We start from the raw sequence: 18,161 nt of genomic DNA, 5'->3' as shown, positions 1-18,161 counted from the left end.
AATTCGCTGGTGTGGTTAGCGCTGCGTGAACAGCTCGAGCACGGCTGCGCGGTCGACCTTGCCCGGGCCGAGCTGAGGCAGCGACGGTACGACCTTGATGTCCTTCGGTACTTGCCAACGGGGCAGGTCGTCGAAGGCGTCCATGAGGTCGGCGAGGGTGGCGGAGCCGGTGTAGGCAGCGCAGATGCGTTGCCCGAAACGCTCGTCAGGTGCGCCCACCACGCAGGCCCCGGTCACTCCGTCGATGTGTAGCATGAACTGCTCCAGCACTTCCGGGTGCAGTTTGAAACCGCCTGAGTCGATGATGTTGTCGAGGCGGCCTTGGATGGTGAGGTTGCCGTCGATAAGCATGCCTGCATCCGAAGTGCGGAACCAGCCATCCTTCAAATCATCGGCACTCGGCAGGTTGTCGGCGTTGCGGTAACCGCGCGCCACCATCGGCCCACCGAGATGGATGCGGCCCTCTGCGTCGATGCGCACCTTCGCGCCGGCGATGGGGCGGCCGTTGTAGACACAGCCGCCGGAGGTCTCGCTCGACCCGTACGTGGTCACAGTATGAATGCGGAGTTTTCTCGCGGATTCCAGCAGGCGCGGGTTGGCGGCGGCGCCGCCGATGAGGATGGCGTGGAAACGTCGTAAAGCATCAATGCCCTGAAGCGTCGAGGTGGCCTTCGCCAACTGCATCGGGGTCAACGCGGTGTACGTGCGCTCGCCGGTGTCCGCGAGCTCATGGGCGCGGGCGGCGAACTCGGCGACGTTGAAACCGCGGGAAAGATCCAGGTAGGCGGGCTCGACGCCAGCGACCATGCTGCGCACGAGCACCTGAAGGCCCGCGATGTACGCCGCGGGCATGGCGAGCAGCCACTGGCCCTCGCCGCCGAGCGCCTGATGCGTGGCGTCGGCGCTGGAAATGAGGTTCGCCGGGGTGAGCATCGCGCCCTTCGGCGTGCCCGTGGAACCGGAGGTGGAGACGACCAGGGCGATGTCGTCGTCGATCGGCGCGCCGGGACTCAGAGTGTTGCGCAGCAGGTTAACGCGGGTGCGGTCGTTCGTGGGCACGGGCAGAAGCGTGCGCTGCCCGGTGAGCGCCTCCTCCAGCGCCGGCATGATGGCCAGCGGATTCGCGGGGTCGACGGGCAGCAGCTCCAAGCGGTTCACCTGAGCCAGCGTAGTTGGGGTGGGGTGGTGGGGGTTGGTCGGCTGATGTAGACGCCAACGTTGAGGCCTACAGGTAGGTGGGTTAGGCGCACGTCACTCCTGGGGCTGGCCTGGGATTTTAGTCGGGTGTGTATCACTTTGCGCTAGGGCAGCGATATGGCAGGTGACATGACCGCAACCCAGTTTGAAGGAGACCTCCCATGAAGAAGTTCATCGCGCCGGTCGCAGCAACCGCGACCGCGCTTGCTCTCGTCACCCCGATCGCTCCGGCGAATGCGGCGCAGTTGACGAAAACCATCCAGGACGGCCAGGTGCGTTGCCGTATCGACCTTGGCAGAACCACAGATGCTGAATACGTTGCCGGCACAAAAGCTGGCAACTACGCCAGAACTCTGACGAACGGTGCGGAGGCCATTGCTTTCGTCGACGGCATCGAAGCTGCCGTGAAGGGTGCAAAAGCAGTAGGTGACAAATATGTCGTTACCGACGGTGTGCTGCACGTGCTTTGGGAGCCACGAGGACTGACCACCGAGAAGTCCGTTCTGGTACGCAAGGCCCAGGCACGTGATGCTGCAATTGAGGAGCTGGCCAAGCTGGGCCTGGCAAAGGACGCTGCTGCGTTCTACCTGGATCAGAAAGAAACAGCCCAGAACCCCGAATACGGCATCAACGCGGAACCGACAGCTGAAGCGAAGTGGTACATCGGGATCAACGGTGGCACCAACCTGCTCGCCGCTCCTCCCGCTGGATGGGTGCGCGGCAAGGTCGGTGAATCGCTGGCGAACAAGGTGCCGTCGCTGACCAATGAGCAGCGTTACTGGTTCATTGAGAACGTGAACGCCAGTTACTTCGGCAAGGTGCGCAGCGAGTTGGAGTGGACGTACGAAAGCGTACTGCGAACAGCTACGCAGTGCACTCAGACCGATCCGGTAGTAGTGATGTTCCCGTCATCCTTCACCCCTGGTGTGGAACGGCAACAGTATGCGAAGAACACTGAGCTGCCGAAGCCTGAGGACGCAGCTCCCGCTCCGGCGCCGAAGCCCGACCCGAAACCAGAGACCGAGAAGCCTGCTCCCGAGAATCCGGTCCCGGAGAAGCCCGCTCCGCGCCCGAACCCGAACGAAGGTAAATCCAGCTTCGATGCGGAGCTGAGCAAGGTTATCGGCATCATCGCTGCGGTGCTCGCGGCACTTGGTGCGCTGTTCGGGATCCTCAACGCGCTTGGTGTGAAGGGCCTGCCGACCATCCCGCAGATCCCTGGCCAGTGGGGTTAAACCGCAACTAAATATTCGAAAAGGCGGCCGCCGGGGTTTCCGGTGGCCGCCTTGTTTGGGTTGTGGGGTTAGTTGTTTGCGAGGGCGAAGCCTGCCGCGCCGATGGCTGCGATGAGCGCGATGATGACGGGGATGATGATCGCTGCGATGTTGACTTCGCCGCCGTTTTCGACTTCGTTCTTGGCGTTGTCGAGCTGCTTTACGGCTTGGTCGGCGGCCTGGTTGGCGGTGTTGTTGGCCTGGTTGTTGGCTTGGGTGTTGCCGGCGTTGGCGCCTTCGAGGGTGCGGGTGTTGTTTGTCTGGATGGTGGTTGCGGTGTTGGCGACCACGGTGTTGGTGTCGGTGTTGGTGATGGTGATGTTGACCGGCAGGTTGGTGTATTTCTTCGCCGGGGTGATGCTAAACGTCAGGGTTTTTGCTTGGTTTGCGGCCAGGGTGATGGTTTCTTTCGCGCCTCCGCCGGGGAATGCGGCTTCGATGGTGTAGGTGGCCAGGTCGATGCCGGGGTTTTCTACCTCCACGACCACATCAGCGGCGTCGCTTGGGTTGGTGGTGATGGTGGCGGGGATGGTGTTTCGGATGCGTGCGGTGTAGTTGGCCTCTTCTGCTGCTGCCGCTTGGGCTTGTGCGTTGTGGTTTTCGGCAATCGCGTCGCGATCTTCGTCGGTGAGTTCGCCGCCGAGGTAGGCGTCGGCTTTGCCGATGGTGTGGTTGGCGGGGCTGAGTACGTCCCAGTCGGCCGGGATGGTGCGGGTAACGCCTGCGTCGGTGCGGGTGTAGGCGGTGGTGGAGTAGTCGAAGTGGTTCCACTGGTGGTTGTAGCTCATCACCGAGTGGTAGTCGGGGTGCATGACGTTGTTGTTTAAGCCCTTGACGTAGTCTTTGTGGCCGTTGTGGCGCAGCCCCAGGGTGTGGCCGAACTCGTGGAGGATGGTGTTGCGCAGCTCGTCTTGGGTGCTCATGCCGGCGTGGTTGGCGACGTAGAAGGAGTTACCGCCCACAGTTGCCACACCGGTGGAGTAATCCCTCGGGCCCATCTGGTCGCCGATGACACCCACACGAAACAGGTGCTGGCGCGCCCCAAGGAGGTTCTTCTGGTTTTTGAGCAAGCCGACTGCCTGGTTGACACCGCTAAACGCGTAGCGGGCGTAGTCTTCGGTTTCCCCGCCGAAGAACTGCGGGTAGTTGTCGATGTTGGTGTAGGTGACACCTGCGTCGATGTGGAGGGTGTAGTCGTGTTCGGCGAACTTGTCGACGATTTCATCGAGGATGCGCTTGGTGGGGCGGTAGGTTTTCCGGTTCGCCCGCGCACAGGTTGCCTCATCTGCCTTCGGGGCATCGGTGTGGCAGGCAAGGGTTTCATACTCCGATGCCATCCAGTTCAGCTGCAGGAAGATATCAGCACGATTAGGGTCAGCGCCCCACTGCGGCAGCGGCAGCACCGTGCCGTCTTCAAGGGTCACACCGTGGGTTTCCCACACATCCGGGATACCGTCGCCGTCAGAATCGGTCAGCGCGCCGGCTTCGACACCGTCGATGTCGACAAGCTCATCCACACCGTCAACCTCAGCGCCGGTGTTGGCGTCGTTGATGATCATCTCGGCGATATCAGCGGCCGAGATCTCATCATCGAGGTTGCCGGGACCACCAAGGGCAGCGCCGGAGGAGATTACGTACTCGTCAGCCTGTGCAGCGGCTGCTGCGCTTGCCGGGGTGGCTTGCATGCCGGTGAGGGCAAGTGTTGCGGCCAGCACGGTGGCGATCGTGGTGCGCAGCGACATGATGGTAGCTCTCCTTGAGGTGTGAACCCTTGAGGTGTGGACAAGGTGTGTTTCGTTGTTGACCCCAAGTTTATGCACCAGGTATGCGCAGGTAAAACGCTTGCCCCGCGCACAAGAAAACGGCGTGATCGTTGAACACTTCTTCCCGATTGTTCAACATGGTTAGGTATTTTGACGTGCGGATTGTTCAACCATCCGCCCCGGTGCCGCGCGGTGTGCGGGGAAGTGTTGAACGATCAATCCGCAGTCGGGTGTGGATGGTTCAACAATCCCCAAAACTGCATAGTATGCACCCATTTACAACCCTTACACCGGCCGCACCCTGAAACCCCGCGACCTGCGTGTTCTTCGAAGTGTGTACAACTCACCTGCCGTGGCGTGGTGACCTATAGGCGTTGCCTTAAGGTGGTGGCGCGGGATTGTTGAAACATCGTGGGATTGTTCAACGCTTCCCCACACCCTACTACCCCCGCTATTTACCCCCGCCGGGGTGAGGATCGGCTCACACACCACCAACAACACCCCAAAACAAGGCCCCGGCACGAAGAAAGGGGGCCCGCAGGCCCCCTTTAGCGTCGATAAGCAAGCGCCCCCTGAATCGCGCCCTGTTGTACCTAGTAGTAGAAGGGGAAGTCCTCCCAGTTCGGGTCGCGCTTTTGCAGGAAGGAATCGCGGCCCTCGACGGCTTCGTCGGTCATGTACGCCAGGCGGGTGGCTTCGCCGGCGAAGACCTGCTGGCCCATGAGGCCGTCGTCGACAAGGTTGAAGGCGAATTTGAGCATGCGCTGGGCGGTGGGGGACTTGCCGTTGATTTCGCGGGCGACCTGGATGGCCTCGTCTTCTAGCGAACCGTGGGAAGCCACGATGTTCACCGCGCCCATGCGCTGCATCTCCTCGGCGCTGTAGGTGCGGCCGAGGAAGAAGATCTCGCGCGCGAACTTCTGTCCCACCATCTTCGCCAGGTATGCGGAGCCGTATCCGGCGTCGAAGGAGCCGACATCGGCGTCGGTCTGCTTAAACCGGGCCTCCTCGCGCGACGCGATAGTCATGTCGCACACCACGTGCAGCGAGTGCCCGCCGCCGGCCGCCCAGCCGTTCACCACGGCGATTACCACCTTGGGCATCGTGCGGATGAGGCGCTGCACCTCCAGGATGTGCAGGCGCCCGCCTTCGGCTTTCGCACGCGCCTCGTCGACGGTATCGGCGGTGTCGCCCCCGGCGTATTGGTAGCCGGAGCGGCCGCGGATGCGTTGGTCGCCACCGGAGCAAAACGCCCAGCCGCCGTCCTTCTCGCTCGGCCCGTTGCCGGTGAGCAGCACGACGCCGACGGAGGGGTCGCGGCGCGCGTGGTCGAGTGCCTTATATAACTCGTCGACGGTGTGCGGGCGGAACGCGTTGCGTACCTCGGGCCTGTCGAAGGCGATGCGCACGATCCCGTCGGCGCGCGTTTCGCCCGCGTGGCGGTGATAAGTGATGTCGGTGAAATCGAACCCCTCAACCGCGCGCCATTGCGCTGGGTCGAAGGGTTGGGCGGTGGTGTAACTCATGGGGGTAATGGTAAACACGTTTTCGCCTAAGAGCTTTAAGTTAGGGCAGCCTTGCTTTATTGTTAGGGGTATGCAGCAAGAGCATGTGCTTATCGACGTCCCCGTCGGCCACCGCACCACCATCACCACCGTGGGTTGCCCGACGGCGCGTCGCCTCCGCGAGCTGGGCCTGCGCGCCGGCGCGGACGTTACCGTCATGCAGAAGACGGCCGGCGGCGGCCGCATTATTAAGGTGCGCGGTTCGCACTACGCACTTGGCGCCGAAGCGCTGCGCGGTATTGGCGTGGCGACGCTGGGCCAGGCAGCGTAATGGCCGACTGCCACGGCGCGCCCGTCGCGCAGCACGCGCCCGCGGGTACGCCCACCATCGCGCTGATCGGTGCCCCGAACGCCGGCAAGTCCACCCTGTTTAACGCACTGACCGGCGCGAGCGCCACCACGGGCAACTACCCCGGCACCACTGTGGAGGTCTCGCGCGGCGTGTGGAAGCCGGCGAAGGGCACCCCGAACAAAACCACCTACAACATCGTGGACTTCCCGGGCGCGTACTCGCTCGACCCCGTCAGCCCGGACGAGGCGCTCACCCGCGAACTCCTCCTGGACACTCCGGCGGGGGAGCGGCCGGACCTTGTGATGGTCGCGGTGGACACGGCCAACATTGCGCGAGGCCTATATATTGCAGCCCAAATCGCGGAGCACCCGTACCGCGTCGTGGTGGTGCTGACAAAGGGTGACGTGGCATCGCGCCAGGGCCTCGAGGTGGACCCGGACGTGCTGGCCGCCCAACTTGGAGTGCCGGTCGTGGCGTTGGATCCGCGGCGTAGGGATGTGTCGCGGGTAGCGGAAGCCGTCGATAAGCAAATGCTTGCTCCTTCGGCCCCGGTGCGCGCCGCGGTGCCCGGCGACGAGTTCGCGCAGGCCGACGACCGCTTCGAGTGGATCGACAACGCCGTCGCCGCAGCCACCCTGCGCGACGAGCACCGCGACACCTTCACCGAAACGGTGGACAAGTACGTCCTGCACCCAGTGCTCGGGCCGATCATCTTCCTGTTCGCGATGTTTCTGGTCTTCCAGATCACCACCACCGTCGCAGCCCCCATGCAGGACGGCCTCGACGCGCTGTTCACCGGGCCGCTTACGGATTGGGCAAACGCGGCCCTGGACGCGGTGGGGCTGGGGTACCCGTTTGTGAAGGGCCTGATTGTCGGCGGGCTGATCGGCGGCGTGGGCATGGTGCTCACTTTCGTGCCGCTCATGGCCTTGATGTTCCTGTGCCTGGCCGTGCTGGAGGATTCCGGCTACATGGCCCGCGCCGCAGTGGTGGCCGACCGCCTCATGCGCGCAATCGGGCTGCCGGGCAAGGCCTTCATCCCGCTCATCGTCGGTTTTGGCTGCAACGTCCCGGCGATCTCTGCCACCCGTGTGCTGGCCACGCCGGAGCAGCGCCGCCTCACCGCGCTGCTGGTGCCGTTCACGTCCTGCTCCGCGCGCCTGACCGTGTACGTGATGCTCGCGCAGACGTTCTTTCCCGAGCACGCCGGGTTGGTGGTGTTCGCGATGTACGTCATCTCGATTGCGCTGGTGGTGCTCGCGGGCCTGCTGCTGCGGCACACGCTGTGGCGCACCATGGGCTCGGACCCGCTGGTGATCGACCTGCCCGTGTACCAGTGGCCCACCGCGCGGCTGTCGCTGTCCGTGATGTGGACCAGGCTGAAGGGCTTCCTGCGCACCGCGGGAGGCATCATTGTGGCCACCGTGGTGGTGATCTGGTTCCTGCAGTCCACCCCGGCTGTTGCCGGTCACGGGTGGGGCGATGAGGACCTTGCGCCGGAGGATTCCGTGTACGGCGTGGTCTCCGGTACCGTCGCGCCCGTCTTCGAGCCGGCCGGCTTCGGCTCCTGGTCGCTCACCGGCCCGCTGATCACCGGGTTCCTGGCCAAGGAAGCCGTGATCTCCACCTGGGCCCAGACGTACGCGCTGGAGGATCCCTCGAACGAAGCGCCGGAAGCGCAGGGCACCTCCGATCTCGCCGCCGCGGTACGCGCCGACTTCGATAAGACCTCCGGTGGCCACGGCATCGCCGCGGTGTGGGCGTACATGATCTTCCTCATGGCCTACACCCCGTGCGTGGCCACACTCGCCGCGCAGCGAAGAGAAATAGGAGCGAAGTGGACCATCTTCGGGCTCATTGGCCAGCTCGCGCTGGCGTGGGTGCTCGCGGTCGCCGCGTTCCAGATTTTGAAGGTGTTTATTTGATGTTTGGTTTCAGGCGGGAGCACGTCGATAAGCAACATGCTCAACCGAAGCGGCCGATGGAGGCCGTGGTCGCCGCCATTGAGTCCGGGGCGCGCTCGCGAGCCGAAATCCGGCGCACAACCGGGCTGACCGAATCCACAGTGGACGCCGTCATCGGCCACCTCGAGCGCACCGGGCGCCTCACGCTGGAAGAACTCGGGTCTTCGTGCGCGGGCGGCAACTGCAACTCCTGCATCGCCGCGGCCGCAAATGGCATGACCTGCGCAGACAAGCCGAAACAGAGCGGGCCGGTGGCGCTGGTGCTCACCAAGCGGCCGGGAGTGTCGTGATCCCCGAAGCCGACGAGATCCTCGAGCGCGCACACGTGGTCGCCTTGCCGATGGCGGTGCGGTTCCGCGGCATCACCACCCGCGAGGCATTGCTTATCGACGGCCCCGCGGGCTGGGGCGAGTTCTCCCCATTCATCGAATACGAACCCCACGAGGCGGCCGCCTGGCTGCGCTCCGGCATCGAATCCGCGTTCACCGGTCTGCCCGAGGCTTCAGGCGCCGTCGAGGTCAACGGCACCGTCCCCGCCGTCGATGCCGCGGAGGTCGAAGGGGTGCTTGCGCGCTACCCGGGGGTGCGCACGTTCAAGATCAAGGTGGCGGAGAAGGGGCAATCGCTTGACGACGACCTCCGGCGCGTCGCCGCCGTTCGCGAGCTACGCCCGGGTGCCGCGCTGCGCGTTGACGCGAACCGCGGCTGGAGCGTCGACGAGGCGGTTCGGGCCGCTGACGCGCTCGGGGAGCTGGAGTACATCGAGCAGCCCTGCGCCACGGTGGAGGAGCTCGCCGAGGTGCGTCGGCGCCTCCGTAGTTCTCCGTCGCGTGCTGCCAGGACCCCGATCGCGGCCGACGAATCCATCCGTCGCGCCGCCGACCCGTACCGCGTGGCGGAGCTTGCCGCGGCGGACGTGGCGGTGTGCAAGGTCGCTCCGCTCGGCGGCGTGGGCAACCTGCTGCGCATCGCGAGCGACCTGAAGCTGGACGTCACGGTGGCAAGCGCCCTCGACACCGCGGTGGGCATGGACGCCGGGCTGGTGGCGGCGAAGCTCGCCGGGTCGCGCGCGGCGGGGCTGGCCACGCAGCGGTTGTTTGTGGAGGACGTCGCGGAGCCGCGGGAGCTTGTCGACGGCGCCTTGCCGGTGACGCGCACCACCCCCGACCCGGAACGCCTCCACGCATTACGGGCATCCGGGGCGCGGCGCGATTGGTGGTTTTCCCGCGTTCGCGAGTGTTTGGAGGTGCTGGAGACCTCACTTCGGGGGTAATTTCCCGTTTCTACCTAGCAATAGGTGTAACGGGCGTAAGGTTCCGGCCATGTCTACTCCCGTGACCCACGAGTCGTCCGAACTTTCCGACGGCGACCTTGCGAAATCCCCCGAACCCGGCGAGTGGCGCCGCCAACTCATCGGGCTCATCGCCGGCATCGTGCTGGCTGTCATTGTGTACTGGATCTTCCCGTCCGGCGCGGCCGAGACCGTGCAGCAATCCTCCGGCGCGAAGGCGGACGTGGAGTACTCGGCACAGGCCATGCGTGTCGTCGCCGCGACCACGGTGCTCATGGCGGCGTGGTGGATGACGGAAGCGATCCCGCTCGCCGCCACTGCGCTTTTGCCCATCGCGATCTTCCCCATCATGGGCGTCGCACCGTTCAAGGACGTGTCCTCGCCCTACGCCTCCGCGACGATTTTCCTGTTCATGGGCGGCTTCCTCATGGCGCTCGGCCTGCAGCGCTGGAACCTGCACCGCCGCCTGGCGCTGTACGTGGTGAAGGTGGTGGGCACGTCGCCGAAGCGCATCATCTTGGGCTTCATGCTGGCCACCGGGTTCATGTCCATGTGGGTGTCTAACACCGCCACCGCCGTGGTGATGCTGCCGATTGGTACCTCGGTGCTCATGCTCACCGCGGAGACCGTCGGCGGCATGGACAAGCAGAAGAAGTTCGCCACCGCACTCATGCTGGCCATTGCGTACTCCGCCTCCATCGGTTCGCTCGGCACGCTGATTGGCACCCCGCCGAACGCGCTGCTGAAGGGCTACATGGAGGAAGCGCACGACATCACCATCGGCTTCGGCCAGTGGATGCTCGTCGGCCTGCCGGTGGCCGTGGTGTTCACCTTCATCGCCTGGGGGCTGCTCATCACCGTGTTCAAGCCGGAGATCGACCAGATCCCGGGCGGCAAGGAGCTCATCGACGATGAGATCCGCAAGCTCGGCCCCTGGACGTTCCCGCAGGTTGCCGTGGGCGTGATCTTCCTCGTCGCAGCACTGGCGTGGATCTTCATCCCGCTGGGGATTAGCCGCTACGGCTGGGAGTTCCCGTACGACGACGCCATCGTGGGCATTATCGCCGGCCTGCTCATGTTCACCGTCCCGGCCAAGGGCGACGGCAAGCGCCTGCTGGACTGGGAGACGGCGAACGAGATGCCGTGGGACGTGCTCCTGCTCTTCGGCGGCGGGCTGTCCCTGTCGGCGATGTTCACCTCCACCGGCCTGTCGCTGTGGATCGGTGAGGCCGCCAAGGGCCTGGCCGTCCTGCCGACGTTCCTGCTGCTCGCCGCGGTTGCGACGCTGGTGCTCTTCCTCACCGAGCTGACCTCCAACACCGCCACGGCAGCAACGTTCCTGCCGATTATGGGTGGCGTGGCCGTGGGCATCGGGCTCACCGAGGCCACCGACATGAACGTGCTGCTGCTGGCCATCCCGGTTGCGCTGTCCGCTACCTGTGCGTTCATGCTGCCGGTGGCCACCCCGCCGAACGCGATTGCGTACTCGTCCGGCTACGTCACCATGGGCGAGATGATCAAGGGCGGCGTTTGGCTGAACATCATCGGCCTGGTGCTCATCTCCCTGGCCACCTACTTCATCGCGGTCCCGGTCTTCGGGCTGGTGCTGTAAGAGTGCTGTAGAAGTGCCGTAGGAGCCAACCTGCACACACAACGGGCGCGCCGGCGGGTGCGCCCGTTTTCGTTCCCGGCGTCTTCGGGCTCAATTCTGCACGGCCACGCCGCGCGCTAGGCTTCAGGGCATGGACAACGAGACGCGACAGTACGGGTCGCCGGAGCGCGGCCCGCGCAAGCAGCGCCCGAAGCAGTACTTCCCGGAGGAGAGCTACCGCGAACCCGCGTACGAGGCATCCTACCGGGCAGGGTACGAAGCGGGGTACGAGCGCGAGTACCGCGAACCGGAGTACGCCTACGAGCCGGCATATCGCGAGCCCGCCTACCGTGAGCCCGAGTACGCCCCGCAGCCGCAGGGTTCCAACGCGGGCACGATTGCGCTCGGGGTGCTCGCGGCGGGCTCGTTCGTCGCGGCCGTGAGCCTGTTTTTCCTGTGGCGCGGCGCCGCGGCGGAGGCAGATAAGCCGCCGGTGGTGGAAACCGAGGTGATCACCACCACCGAGACGGAAACGAAGACGGAGACCACCACGAAGTTCCCGTCCATCTTCGGCGAGCGCGACGAGCCGACCGCTACCCTGCCCGACGACGAACCCGCGCCGCCGCCGGCCCCGGAGGCGCCGGAGATCCCGCCGGAGGTGCGCGATGAAGCGCGCGAGATCATCGACCAGCTGCGCGATGGCGCAGGTTCGTGGTTCTAGGAGGTAGGGCATGGATTCAACGACTCTCGCGGCTGCGGTCGCCGAGCGCATCGCCGCGCACTGCACCGATGTGGTGATGTGCCCGGGTTCGCGCAATTCGCCGCTGACCTACGCCTTGCTCGCGCGGGCGGATGTCACGGTGCACATGCGTATCGACGAGCGCGCCGCCGCGTTCACCGCCCTCGGGCTCGCGCGCGTGCAGCGCCGTCATGTTGCCGTGGTCACCACCTCCGGCACCGCTGTGGCGAACTGCTTCCCGGCGCTGGTGGAGGCGCACATGTCGCACACCCCGCTCGCGGTGGTTTCGGCGGATCGCCCCGCGCGCCTGTGGGGCACAGGCGCGAGCCAGACGATTTGGCAGGAGGGCATCTTCGGCCGGTACGCGCGAACGCAGCAGGTGCATGAGCTTGACGACGTCTCCGCGTTGGACTTCTCTTCCCCCCAAGTGCACCTGAACGTCTCCTTCGACACCCCGCTGGTGCCGCAGGCCCTACCGGAGATGGTGGGGGCGCCGCGCCGGGTGGGCCCGGGGGCGCTGAGCCGCGGTGGGTTCTTTACAGACCACGGCGAGGTGGATATTGACATCACCCGCGACACGTTGGTCATCGCGGGTGACGAGGCGTGGGAGGTGCCGGGCTTGGAGCACGTGCCCACCATTGCGGAACCGTCCGCGCCCACGCCCTTCCACCAGGTGCACCCGCTGGCGGCGCGCTTTTTCGCGCAGTCCGAGGTGGCGATTTCGCACGACGGCGGCGACTTCGCGGCGTCGACAAAGCCGGAGCAGGTCGTGGTGGTGGGGCACCCGACGCTGCACCGCGACGTGATGGCGCTGCTGGCGGACCCGGACATCCGGGTGATCGGGTTGAGCCGGACGGAGACGTTCACGGGCCAGCCGGACGTGCGCGGCACCCGCGTGAAGGTTACCGGCCAGCCGACGGATACATGGATCAAGATCTGCGAGGCTGCGGGCGAGGTCGGCGCGGAGACGGTGCGCACGGCGCTTGCCGGTGAGGAGTTCGGCTTCACCGGCCTCCACGTCGCGGCGGCGGTCTGCGACACCTTGGCGGTGGGGGACACGTTCGTGGTGGGGTCGTCGAACCCGGTACGCGACGTGAGCTTTGTCGGCATGCCCTTCGACGGGGTGGACACGTACTCCCCGCGCGGCGCCGCTGGTATCGACGGCACGCTTTCGCAGGCCGTGGGCATCGCGCTGGCCACGCAGGCTCTGCGCCCGGACGAGATTCGTGCCCCGCGCACCGTGGCGCTCGTGGGGGACCTGACGTTCCTGCACGATATCAACGGCCTGCTCATCGGGCCGGACGAGCCGCGCCCGGGCAACCTGACCATCGTGGTGGCCAACGACGATGGCGGCGGCATCTTCGAGGCGCTCGAGCCGGGTGCAGCCGCGGTGCGCGAGCGCTTCGAGCGCGCCTTCGGCACCCCGCACGGCACCGAGATCGCAGACATCGTCGCCGGCTACGGCGCCGATTACCGCCGCGCCGACAACCTGGCAGAGCTGCACGAAGTCCTGCGCGACCTCGAGGCGCAGCCCAGCCCAATCACGGTGGTGGAGGCGCGCACGACACGTGCGACGCGCCGGGCGCTCGCGGAGAGGCTGAATAAGTAATGCGGCTGCGCAGGCGCGCCCACCAGCTCGTGCTGGCGCTCTACGCCTGCGCGCTGTTGTCCTGCGCGGCGATGGTGTTCGGTCCCTGGATCAACGACGCGCGCATTGCGGCGGACCCGGGACGCGGCATCGGCACCGTCACCGACGTGGGACGGCTGCGCACCTACGTCGAGTACGTCGACGAGGAAGGCCAGGTGGTCTCCCCGCCGGGTGGGCTGTTGTACCCCACGGGGCTCGGGCAGGGCCAGCAGGTGTGGGTGACGTACGCGAAGAATGACCCGGATCTGGTGAAGGTGGAGGGGCGCGCCTGGACGCTGTCGCTTATCCCGGCGCTGTCCTCGCTCGCCGTGTCCACCGCGGTGGCGGCTGCGGCGTGGTTCGCGGTCACGCGCTGGGTTCCCGAAAGTTCACGCCGGGTTTAACTGCAGTTGGGCGTACGTTCGGCTTCGGGTGCCACACTTGGGGCCATTATGCGTGTGGGAATTGTGGCGGAATCCTTTTTGCCGAACGTCAACGGCGTGACCAACTCGGTGCTGCGCGTGCTGGAGCACCTTAAGCGTGAGGGCCATGAGGCGATGGTGGTCGCCCCGGGTGCCCGCGACTTCCAGGACGAGATCGCTGATTACCTGGGCTTTCCCATCGTGCGGGTGCCTACGGTGATGATTCCGCTGGTGGATTCGCTGCCGATCGGCGTGCCCACCACCACGGTCACGGCTGCGTTGGCGGAGTTCAAGCCGGATATCGTGCACCTGGCCAGCCCGTTCGTCCTCGGCGGTGCGGGGGCGTTTTCGGCCCGCCAGCTGGGTGTTCCCGCGGTGGGGTTGTACCAGACGGACGTGGCGGGGTTTGCCACGAAGTACCACGCGGCGATGGTGGCAAATATCGCCTGGGATTGGACGCGCACGATTCATAACATGTGCGAGATGACACTCGCGCCGTCCAGCGAGTACATCCGCGAGCTGGAATCCCACGGCATCAAAAACGTGCGCCATTGGGGCCGCGGCGTGGATACGGAGCTGTTCAACCCGTCCAAGCGGTCTGAGGTTCTGCGGCGGGGCTGGGATGCGTCGGCAAGCAAAAAGCTCGTCGGCTTCGTGGGGCGCCTGGCGGCGGAAAAGAGCGTGCACCGGCTGGCGGCGCTGGAGGCGGATCCGGACATTCAGCTGGTGATTGTGGGCGACGGCCCCGAGCGCGACGCCCTGCAGGCGCTGATGCCCACCGCCGTGTTCACCGGGGCGCTCTCCGGCGAGGAGCTGGCGCGCGCGTACGCCTCGCTGGACCTGTTCGTGCACACCGGCGAATTTGAGACGTTCTGCCAGACCATCCAGGAAGCGCAAGCCTCCGGCGTGCCCACCATCGGCCCCCGCGCCGGCGGCCCCATCGACCTGATCATACACGGCGACAACGGGCTTTTGCTCGAGGTGGAGACCTTCGAGCAGGAGCTTTACGACGCCGCGCGGTGGATTCTCGACGACGCCCGCCACACCACACTGCAGGCCGCCGCGCGCGAGTCCGTGGCGGACAAGACCTGGGCCGCGCTCGGCGACCAGCTGCTGGGTTACTACTCCGAGGTCCTGGACGGCTACGAGCGCAACGTGGTGCACCTGTTCGGCCGCGACGTGGCCCTGCCGCGCTGGGCGCCGGCACGCTTAGGCCAGCCGCGCAAGCGTCGTGCGTAGACACCGCGTAGGCGCATGCGCGCCGCCAAGTAGAGTGGCGAGCATGTCCGTCGGCGACCTGTCCACCAGTACCCAGAACTACCTCAAAGGCATCTGGGCGCTTTCGGAGTGGTCAGATACGCCGGTGACACCGTCGTCAGTGGCCAAGCACCTTGGACTGCGCAAATCCACCGTCTCCGACGGGGTGCGCAAGCTCGGCGAGCAGGGCCTGGTGGAACATAAGCCCTACGGCGCCATCGAGCTGACCGACACAGGCCGCACGTACGCGGTGGCGATGATCCGCCGCCACCGCCTGATTGAAACGTTTTTGGTGGAGGCGTTGGGCTACACCTGGGACCAGGTGCACGACGAGGCCGAAAACCTCGAACACTCGGTGAGCGACTTTATGGTCGACCGCATCGACGCGTTTTTGGACTACCCCAGCCGCGACCCCCACGGTGACCCCATCCCCTCAGCCAGCGGGCGTGTTGATGCCCCCGAGGCCGTCCCACTGACCGGCGTGCAGCCGGGGCAGAAGGCCACGATTGAACGCATTGCCGACGACGACCCGAAACTGCTGCAATTCTTCGACAGTCACGGGCTCGTCGTCGGCGCAACCCTCGAGGTGGGAGAGGGTGCCCCTTACTCCGGCGCGGTCGCGGTCCGGCTTGCCGGCGCGGCGGAGGCGGTGCCGCTCGGCGAGGAAGCCACGGATTCCGTCTTCGTGCGCGTGGATGCGTAACGACGACCCCGCAGCACCCCATGCGGGCCGAACAGGTACACCACACCAAACACCACACCTTGGGCGAGCACGATCATGCCGCCAGAGGCCGTGTCCAGGTAGTAGGAGCAGTACAGGCCCACAATCGCACACGCCGCCGACATGGTCGGGGCGATGATCAGCATCGTGCCGAATTTGTTGGTGAGCAGGTAGGCGGTCGCACCCGGGATGATCAGCATCGCCACCACCAGGATCACGCCAACGGCCTGGAGTGCCACCACTGACGTCAGCGCCAGCAGTGCCAGCAGGGCCGCACCGAGCAGGCGCGGATTCAACCCAATCGCGTGTGCATGGGTGGGATCGAACGCGTAGAGGGTGAAGTCGCGCCGCTTGAGCACCAGCACGCTCAACACGATCGCTCCCAGGATGGCCACCTGCAGCAGGTCCCCACGGGACACACCAAGCAGATTGCCGAAGATGATGTGGTTCAGATCCGTGTGCGAAGGGGTTACCGAAATGAGCACGAGCCCCAGCGCGAACATGGTGGTGAACACAATGCCAATGGCCGCATCCTCCTTCACCCGGGACGTATCGCGCACCAGCCCGATCAGTGCCACCGCAAGGAACCCGAACACCACCGCGCCGACGGCAAACGGCACGCCCAGAATGTAGGCCAGCACCACGCCGGGCAGGACAGCGTGGCTTACCGCATCGCCCATCAGCGACCAGCCAACCAACACCAGCCAGCACGACAACAGCGCGCAGACAATCGACGCCACCAGCGATGTTGCCAGGGCGCGCACCATGAACTCGTAGCTGAACGGCTCGGTTAACAGCGAGATCATGCCGGCACCCCCATCCCGAAGCCCTGTACCAAATTGTCCGGCTCTAACACCACTTCAGTCGGGGCGTGCATCAACACCCGGCGGTTCAACAGCACTGTCTCCGGCGCGAGCTGGGGCAAGGCAACCAGGTCGTGCGTCACCACAAAAATAGTGGTGCCTTCTGCCGCGAGGTCACGCAGCAGCTCAGTGATGGTGGCCTCGGAATGTTTGTCCACGCCGGCGAAGGGTTCGTCGAGAAGCATGATGCTCGCACCCTGAGCGATACCGCGGGCGATGAAGGCACGCTTCTTCTGGCCACCCGAAAGCTGACCGATCTGGCGGTCTGCGAACGACTCAAGGTGGGTGCGCTCAAGCGCGCGATCCACAGCCGCAATGTCCTCCGCACGCGCGTGGCGGGTAAAGCCCATGTGGCCGTAGCGGCCCATCATGACCACATCACGCACTGTGACCGGGAACTGCCAGTCCACGTCCTCGCTCTGCGGGACGTAGCCCAGCACCTGCGTCTTGCGGGCGCGCATGGGGTCGATGCCGTTGATACGAACCGTGCCGCGATCCGGCTTGACCAACCCCATGATCGCCTTGAGTAGCGTGGATTTGCCCGCGCCGTTCATCCCGATCAGCCCACAGATACGGCCTGGTTGGACGCTCAAAGTTGCGCCGTCGAGCGCGACGACGTCGCCGTAGCGCACCGCAACATCGTCAACCGCGATTGCGGGGATCACTGCTTGCCCCCGTTCAAACCGTCGATGATCACCTTCGTGTCGTGGCGAATCAGATCCAGGTAGGTCGGCACCGGACCGTTTTCCTCAGAAAGCGAATCGACGTAGAGGGTGCCGCCGTACTCCGCGCCGGTGGCCTTCACGACCTGCATCATCGGCGCGTTAGAGACCGTGGATTCACAGAACACAGACGGGACGTTGTTTTCCTTCACAAACTCGATCGCGCCGGCGATCTGCTGCGGGGTGGCTTCCTGCTCAGCGTTGACCGGCCAGATGTAGCGCTCGGTCAACTTCGCGTCGCGAGCCAGATAGGAGAACGCACCTTCGCAGGTGACCAAGGCGCGCTGCTTGTCGGGGACAGCGGCGAGCTTGGTTTCCAGCTCGTCTTGCACAGCCTGCAGTTCCTGCTTGTATGTTTCGCCGTTGGCCTTGAAATCATCGGCGTGCTCCGGGTCGAGTTCGCTGAACGCGTCGACGATGTTGTCCACGTACTTCTGCACGTTCACCGGACTCATCCAGGCGTGCGGGTTGGGCTTGCCGGCGTAGGCGTCCTCGGCGATGTCGATCGGGTCGACACCTTCGCTGACCACGGCGTGGGGCACGTCCAGGTCGGCGACGAACTGGGAGAACCAGTTTTCCAGGTTCATGCCGTTGTCCAGGATCAGGTCGGCGTCGGAGGCGCGCGAGATGTCGCCCGGGGTGGGCTCGTAGCCGTGGATTTCCGCGCCGGGTTTGGTGATGGACTCCACCCGCAGGTGGTCGCCGGCGACGTTCGAGGCGATGTCCTGGATCACCGTGAACGTGGTGAGCACGACGGGGGTGTCTTTGCCGCCTGCGGTGTCTGCGCTGTCCTGCGAACAGCCTGCCAGGCCGGCAGCAAGCGCAGCCGTGGCGGCGAGCGCGAGCACCTTGGATTTCAACATGTTGGTCCTT

General features: G+C 65.5%; 17 protein-coding genes. 11 read left to right on the top strand and 6 right to left on the bottom strand.

The features are described 5' to 3' along the window. Positions 1-15: 15 nt before the first annotated feature. Positions 16-1,107, bottom strand: a complete 1,092-nt coding sequence (gene menE, locus HWX32_RS09530) for an o-succinylbenzoate--CoA ligase (protein ID WP_217702909.1) — start codon at positions 1,105-1,107, stop codon at positions 16-18. A gap of 251 nt (positions 1,108-1,358) precedes the next feature. Here menE and HWX32_RS09525 point away from each other — a divergent pair, with 251 nt between their 5' ends. After that, on the top strand, positions 1,359-2,432 hold the full coding sequence (locus HWX32_RS09525; protein WP_175935514.1) for a hypothetical protein: 1,074 nt from the start codon (positions 1,359-1,361) through the stop codon (positions 2,430-2,432). Positions 2,433-2,500: 68 nt separating this feature from the next. On the opposite strand, the gene HWX32_RS11320 is transcribed toward HWX32_RS09525, so the two are convergent. Together HWX32_RS11320 and HWX32_RS09515 are read right to left on the bottom strand one after the other, a co-directional pair. Further along, a complete protein-coding gene (locus tag HWX32_RS11320; RefSeq protein WP_175935663.1) occupies positions 2,501-4,213 on the bottom strand; it encodes a reprolysin-like metallopeptidase in 1,713 nt (570 codons plus the stop codon). Between the two features lie 614 nt (positions 4,214-4,827). Beyond that, on the bottom strand, positions 4,828-5,760 hold the full coding sequence (locus HWX32_RS09515) for a 1,4-dihydroxy-2-naphthoyl-CoA synthase (protein WP_075466510.1): 933 nt from the start codon (positions 5,758-5,760) through the stop codon (positions 4,828-4,830). A 70-nt stretch (positions 5,761-5,830) separates the two neighbouring features. Here HWX32_RS09515 and HWX32_RS09510 point away from each other — a divergent pair, with 70 nt between their 5' ends. The 10 genes from HWX32_RS09510 (at position 5,831) to HWX32_RS09465 (ending at position 15,685) form a co-directional block, all read left to right on the top strand. Next, entirely contained in the window at positions 5,831-6,070 is a 240-nt protein-coding gene (locus HWX32_RS09510; protein ID WP_075466498.1) for a FeoA family protein, read from the top strand. After that, positions 6,070-8,016: a ferrous iron transport protein B gene (feoB, locus tag HWX32_RS09505; protein WP_175935662.1), complete on the top strand. Its 1,947-nt coding sequence runs from the start codon at positions 6,070-6,072 to the stop codon at positions 8,014-8,016. Before HWX32_RS09510 ends, feoB begins: the two co-directional genes overlap by 1 nt. After that, positions 8,016-8,345, top strand: a complete 330-nt coding sequence (locus HWX32_RS09500; protein ID WP_175935661.1) for a hypothetical protein — start codon at positions 8,016-8,018, stop codon at positions 8,343-8,345. The genes feoB and HWX32_RS09500 overlap by 1 nt, the downstream gene beginning before the upstream one ends. Then, positions 8,342-9,328, top strand: coding sequence for an o-succinylbenzoate synthase (locus HWX32_RS09495; RefSeq protein ID WP_175935660.1), 987 nt, complete (start codon positions 8,342-8,344; stop codon positions 9,326-9,328). The genes HWX32_RS09500 and HWX32_RS09495 overlap by 4 nt, the downstream gene beginning before the upstream one ends. Before the next feature lie 49 nt (positions 9,329-9,377). Then, positions 9,378-10,958: a DASS family sodium-coupled anion symporter gene (locus tag HWX32_RS09490; RefSeq protein WP_175935659.1), complete on the top strand. Its 1,581-nt coding sequence runs from the start codon at positions 9,378-9,380 to the stop codon at positions 10,956-10,958. Between the two features lie 130 nt (positions 10,959-11,088). Further along, on the top strand, positions 11,089-11,658 hold the full coding sequence (locus tag HWX32_RS09485; protein ID WP_175935658.1) for a hypothetical protein: 570 nt from the start codon (positions 11,089-11,091) through the stop codon (positions 11,656-11,658). 10 nt (positions 11,659-11,668) lie between these two features. Next, complete coding sequence (gene menD, locus HWX32_RS09480; RefSeq protein WP_175935657.1) at positions 11,669-13,285, top strand: 2-succinyl-5-enolpyruvyl-6-hydroxy-3-cyclohexene-1-carboxylic-acid synthase; 1,617 nt, start codon at positions 11,669-11,671, stop codon at positions 13,283-13,285. Continuing rightward, positions 13,285-13,707, top strand: coding sequence for a DUF3592 domain-containing protein (locus HWX32_RS09475; protein ID WP_175935656.1), 423 nt, complete (start codon positions 13,285-13,287; stop codon positions 13,705-13,707). Before menD ends, HWX32_RS09475 begins: the two co-directional genes overlap by 1 nt. 48 nt (positions 13,708-13,755) lie before the next feature. After that, complete coding sequence (locus HWX32_RS09470; protein ID WP_175935655.1) at positions 13,756-14,964, top strand: glycosyltransferase family 1 protein; 1,209 nt, start codon at positions 13,756-13,758, stop codon at positions 14,962-14,964. 43 nt (positions 14,965-15,007) lie between these two features. Further along, positions 15,008-15,685 (top strand): metal-dependent transcriptional regulator, encoded by a 678-nt coding sequence (locus HWX32_RS09465; RefSeq protein WP_175935654.1) that lies wholly within the window; start codon positions 15,008-15,010, stop codon positions 15,683-15,685. Here the strand turns inward: HWX32_RS09465 and HWX32_RS09460 are convergent. Genes HWX32_RS09460 through HWX32_RS09450 form a run of 3 tightly spaced genes read right to left on the bottom strand, consistent with a single transcriptional unit; the run spans position 15,586 to position 18,151 of the window. Continuing rightward, positions 15,586-16,509, bottom strand: a complete 924-nt coding sequence (locus HWX32_RS09460; RefSeq protein WP_175935653.1) for a metal ABC transporter permease — start codon at positions 16,507-16,509, stop codon at positions 15,586-15,588. The genes HWX32_RS09465 and HWX32_RS09460 overlap by 100 nt on opposite strands. After that, complete coding sequence (locus HWX32_RS09455) at positions 16,506-17,231, bottom strand: metal ABC transporter ATP-binding protein (protein WP_175935652.1); 726 nt, start codon at positions 17,229-17,231, stop codon at positions 16,506-16,508. Before HWX32_RS09455 ends, HWX32_RS09460 begins: the two co-directional genes overlap by 4 nt. Then, positions 17,228-18,151 (bottom strand): metal ABC transporter substrate-binding protein, encoded by a 924-nt coding sequence (locus HWX32_RS09450; RefSeq protein ID WP_175935651.1) that lies wholly within the window; start codon positions 18,149-18,151, stop codon positions 17,228-17,230. Before HWX32_RS09450 ends, HWX32_RS09455 begins: the two co-directional genes overlap by 4 nt. Positions 18,152-18,161 lie beyond the last annotated feature (10 nt).

The sequence above is a fragment of the Corynebacterium sp. Marseille-P4321 genome (assembly GCF_903645305.1).
Taxonomy (GTDB): Bacteria; Actinomycetota; Actinomycetes; order Mycobacteriales; family Mycobacteriaceae; genus Corynebacterium.
This window is presented reverse-complemented; position numbering and strand designations above follow the sequence as displayed.

Coding starts and splice junctions, on each gene's coding strand:
- menE (WP_217702909.1), bottom strand. CDS start 1,107: ATGCCGGCGCTGGAGGAGGCGCTCACCGGGCAGCGCACGCTTCTGCCC.
- HWX32_RS09525 (WP_175935514.1), top strand. CDS start 1,359: ATGAAGAAGTTCATCGCGCCGGTCGCAGCAACCGCGACCGCGCTTGCT.
- HWX32_RS11320 (WP_175935663.1), bottom strand. CDS start 4,213: ATGTCGCTGCGCACCACGATCGCCACCGTGCTGGCCGCAACACTTGCC.
- HWX32_RS09515 (WP_075466510.1), bottom strand. CDS start 5,760: ATGAGTTACACCACCGCCCAACCCTTCGACCCAGCGCAATGGCGCGCG.
- HWX32_RS09510 (WP_075466498.1), top strand. CDS start 5,831: ATGCAGCAAGAGCATGTGCTTATCGACGTCCCCGTCGGCCACCGCACC.
- feoB (WP_175935662.1), top strand. CDS start 6,070: ATGGCCGACTGCCACGGCGCGCCCGTCGCGCAGCACGCGCCCGCGGGT.
- HWX32_RS09500 (WP_175935661.1), top strand. CDS start 8,016: ATGTTTGGTTTCAGGCGGGAGCACGTCGATAAGCAACATGCTCAACCG.
- HWX32_RS09490 (WP_175935659.1), top strand. CDS start 9,378: ATGTCTACTCCCGTGACCCACGAGTCGTCCGAACTTTCCGACGGCGAC.
- HWX32_RS09485 (WP_175935658.1), top strand. CDS start 11,089: ATGGACAACGAGACGCGACAGTACGGGTCGCCGGAGCGCGGCCCGCGC.
- menD (WP_175935657.1), top strand. CDS start 11,669: ATGGATTCAACGACTCTCGCGGCTGCGGTCGCCGAGCGCATCGCCGCG.
- HWX32_RS09475 (WP_175935656.1), top strand. CDS start 13,285: ATGCGGCTGCGCAGGCGCGCCCACCAGCTCGTGCTGGCGCTCTACGCC.
- HWX32_RS09470 (WP_175935655.1), top strand. CDS start 13,756: ATGCGTGTGGGAATTGTGGCGGAATCCTTTTTGCCGAACGTCAACGGC.
- HWX32_RS09465 (WP_175935654.1), top strand. CDS start 15,008: ATGTCCGTCGGCGACCTGTCCACCAGTACCCAGAACTACCTCAAAGGC.
- HWX32_RS09460 (WP_175935653.1), bottom strand. CDS start 16,509: ATGATCTCGCTGTTAACCGAGCCGTTCAGCTACGAGTTCATGGTGCGC.
- HWX32_RS09450 (WP_175935651.1), bottom strand. CDS start 18,151: ATGTTGAAATCCAAGGTGCTCGCGCTCGCCGCCACGGCTGCGCTTGCT.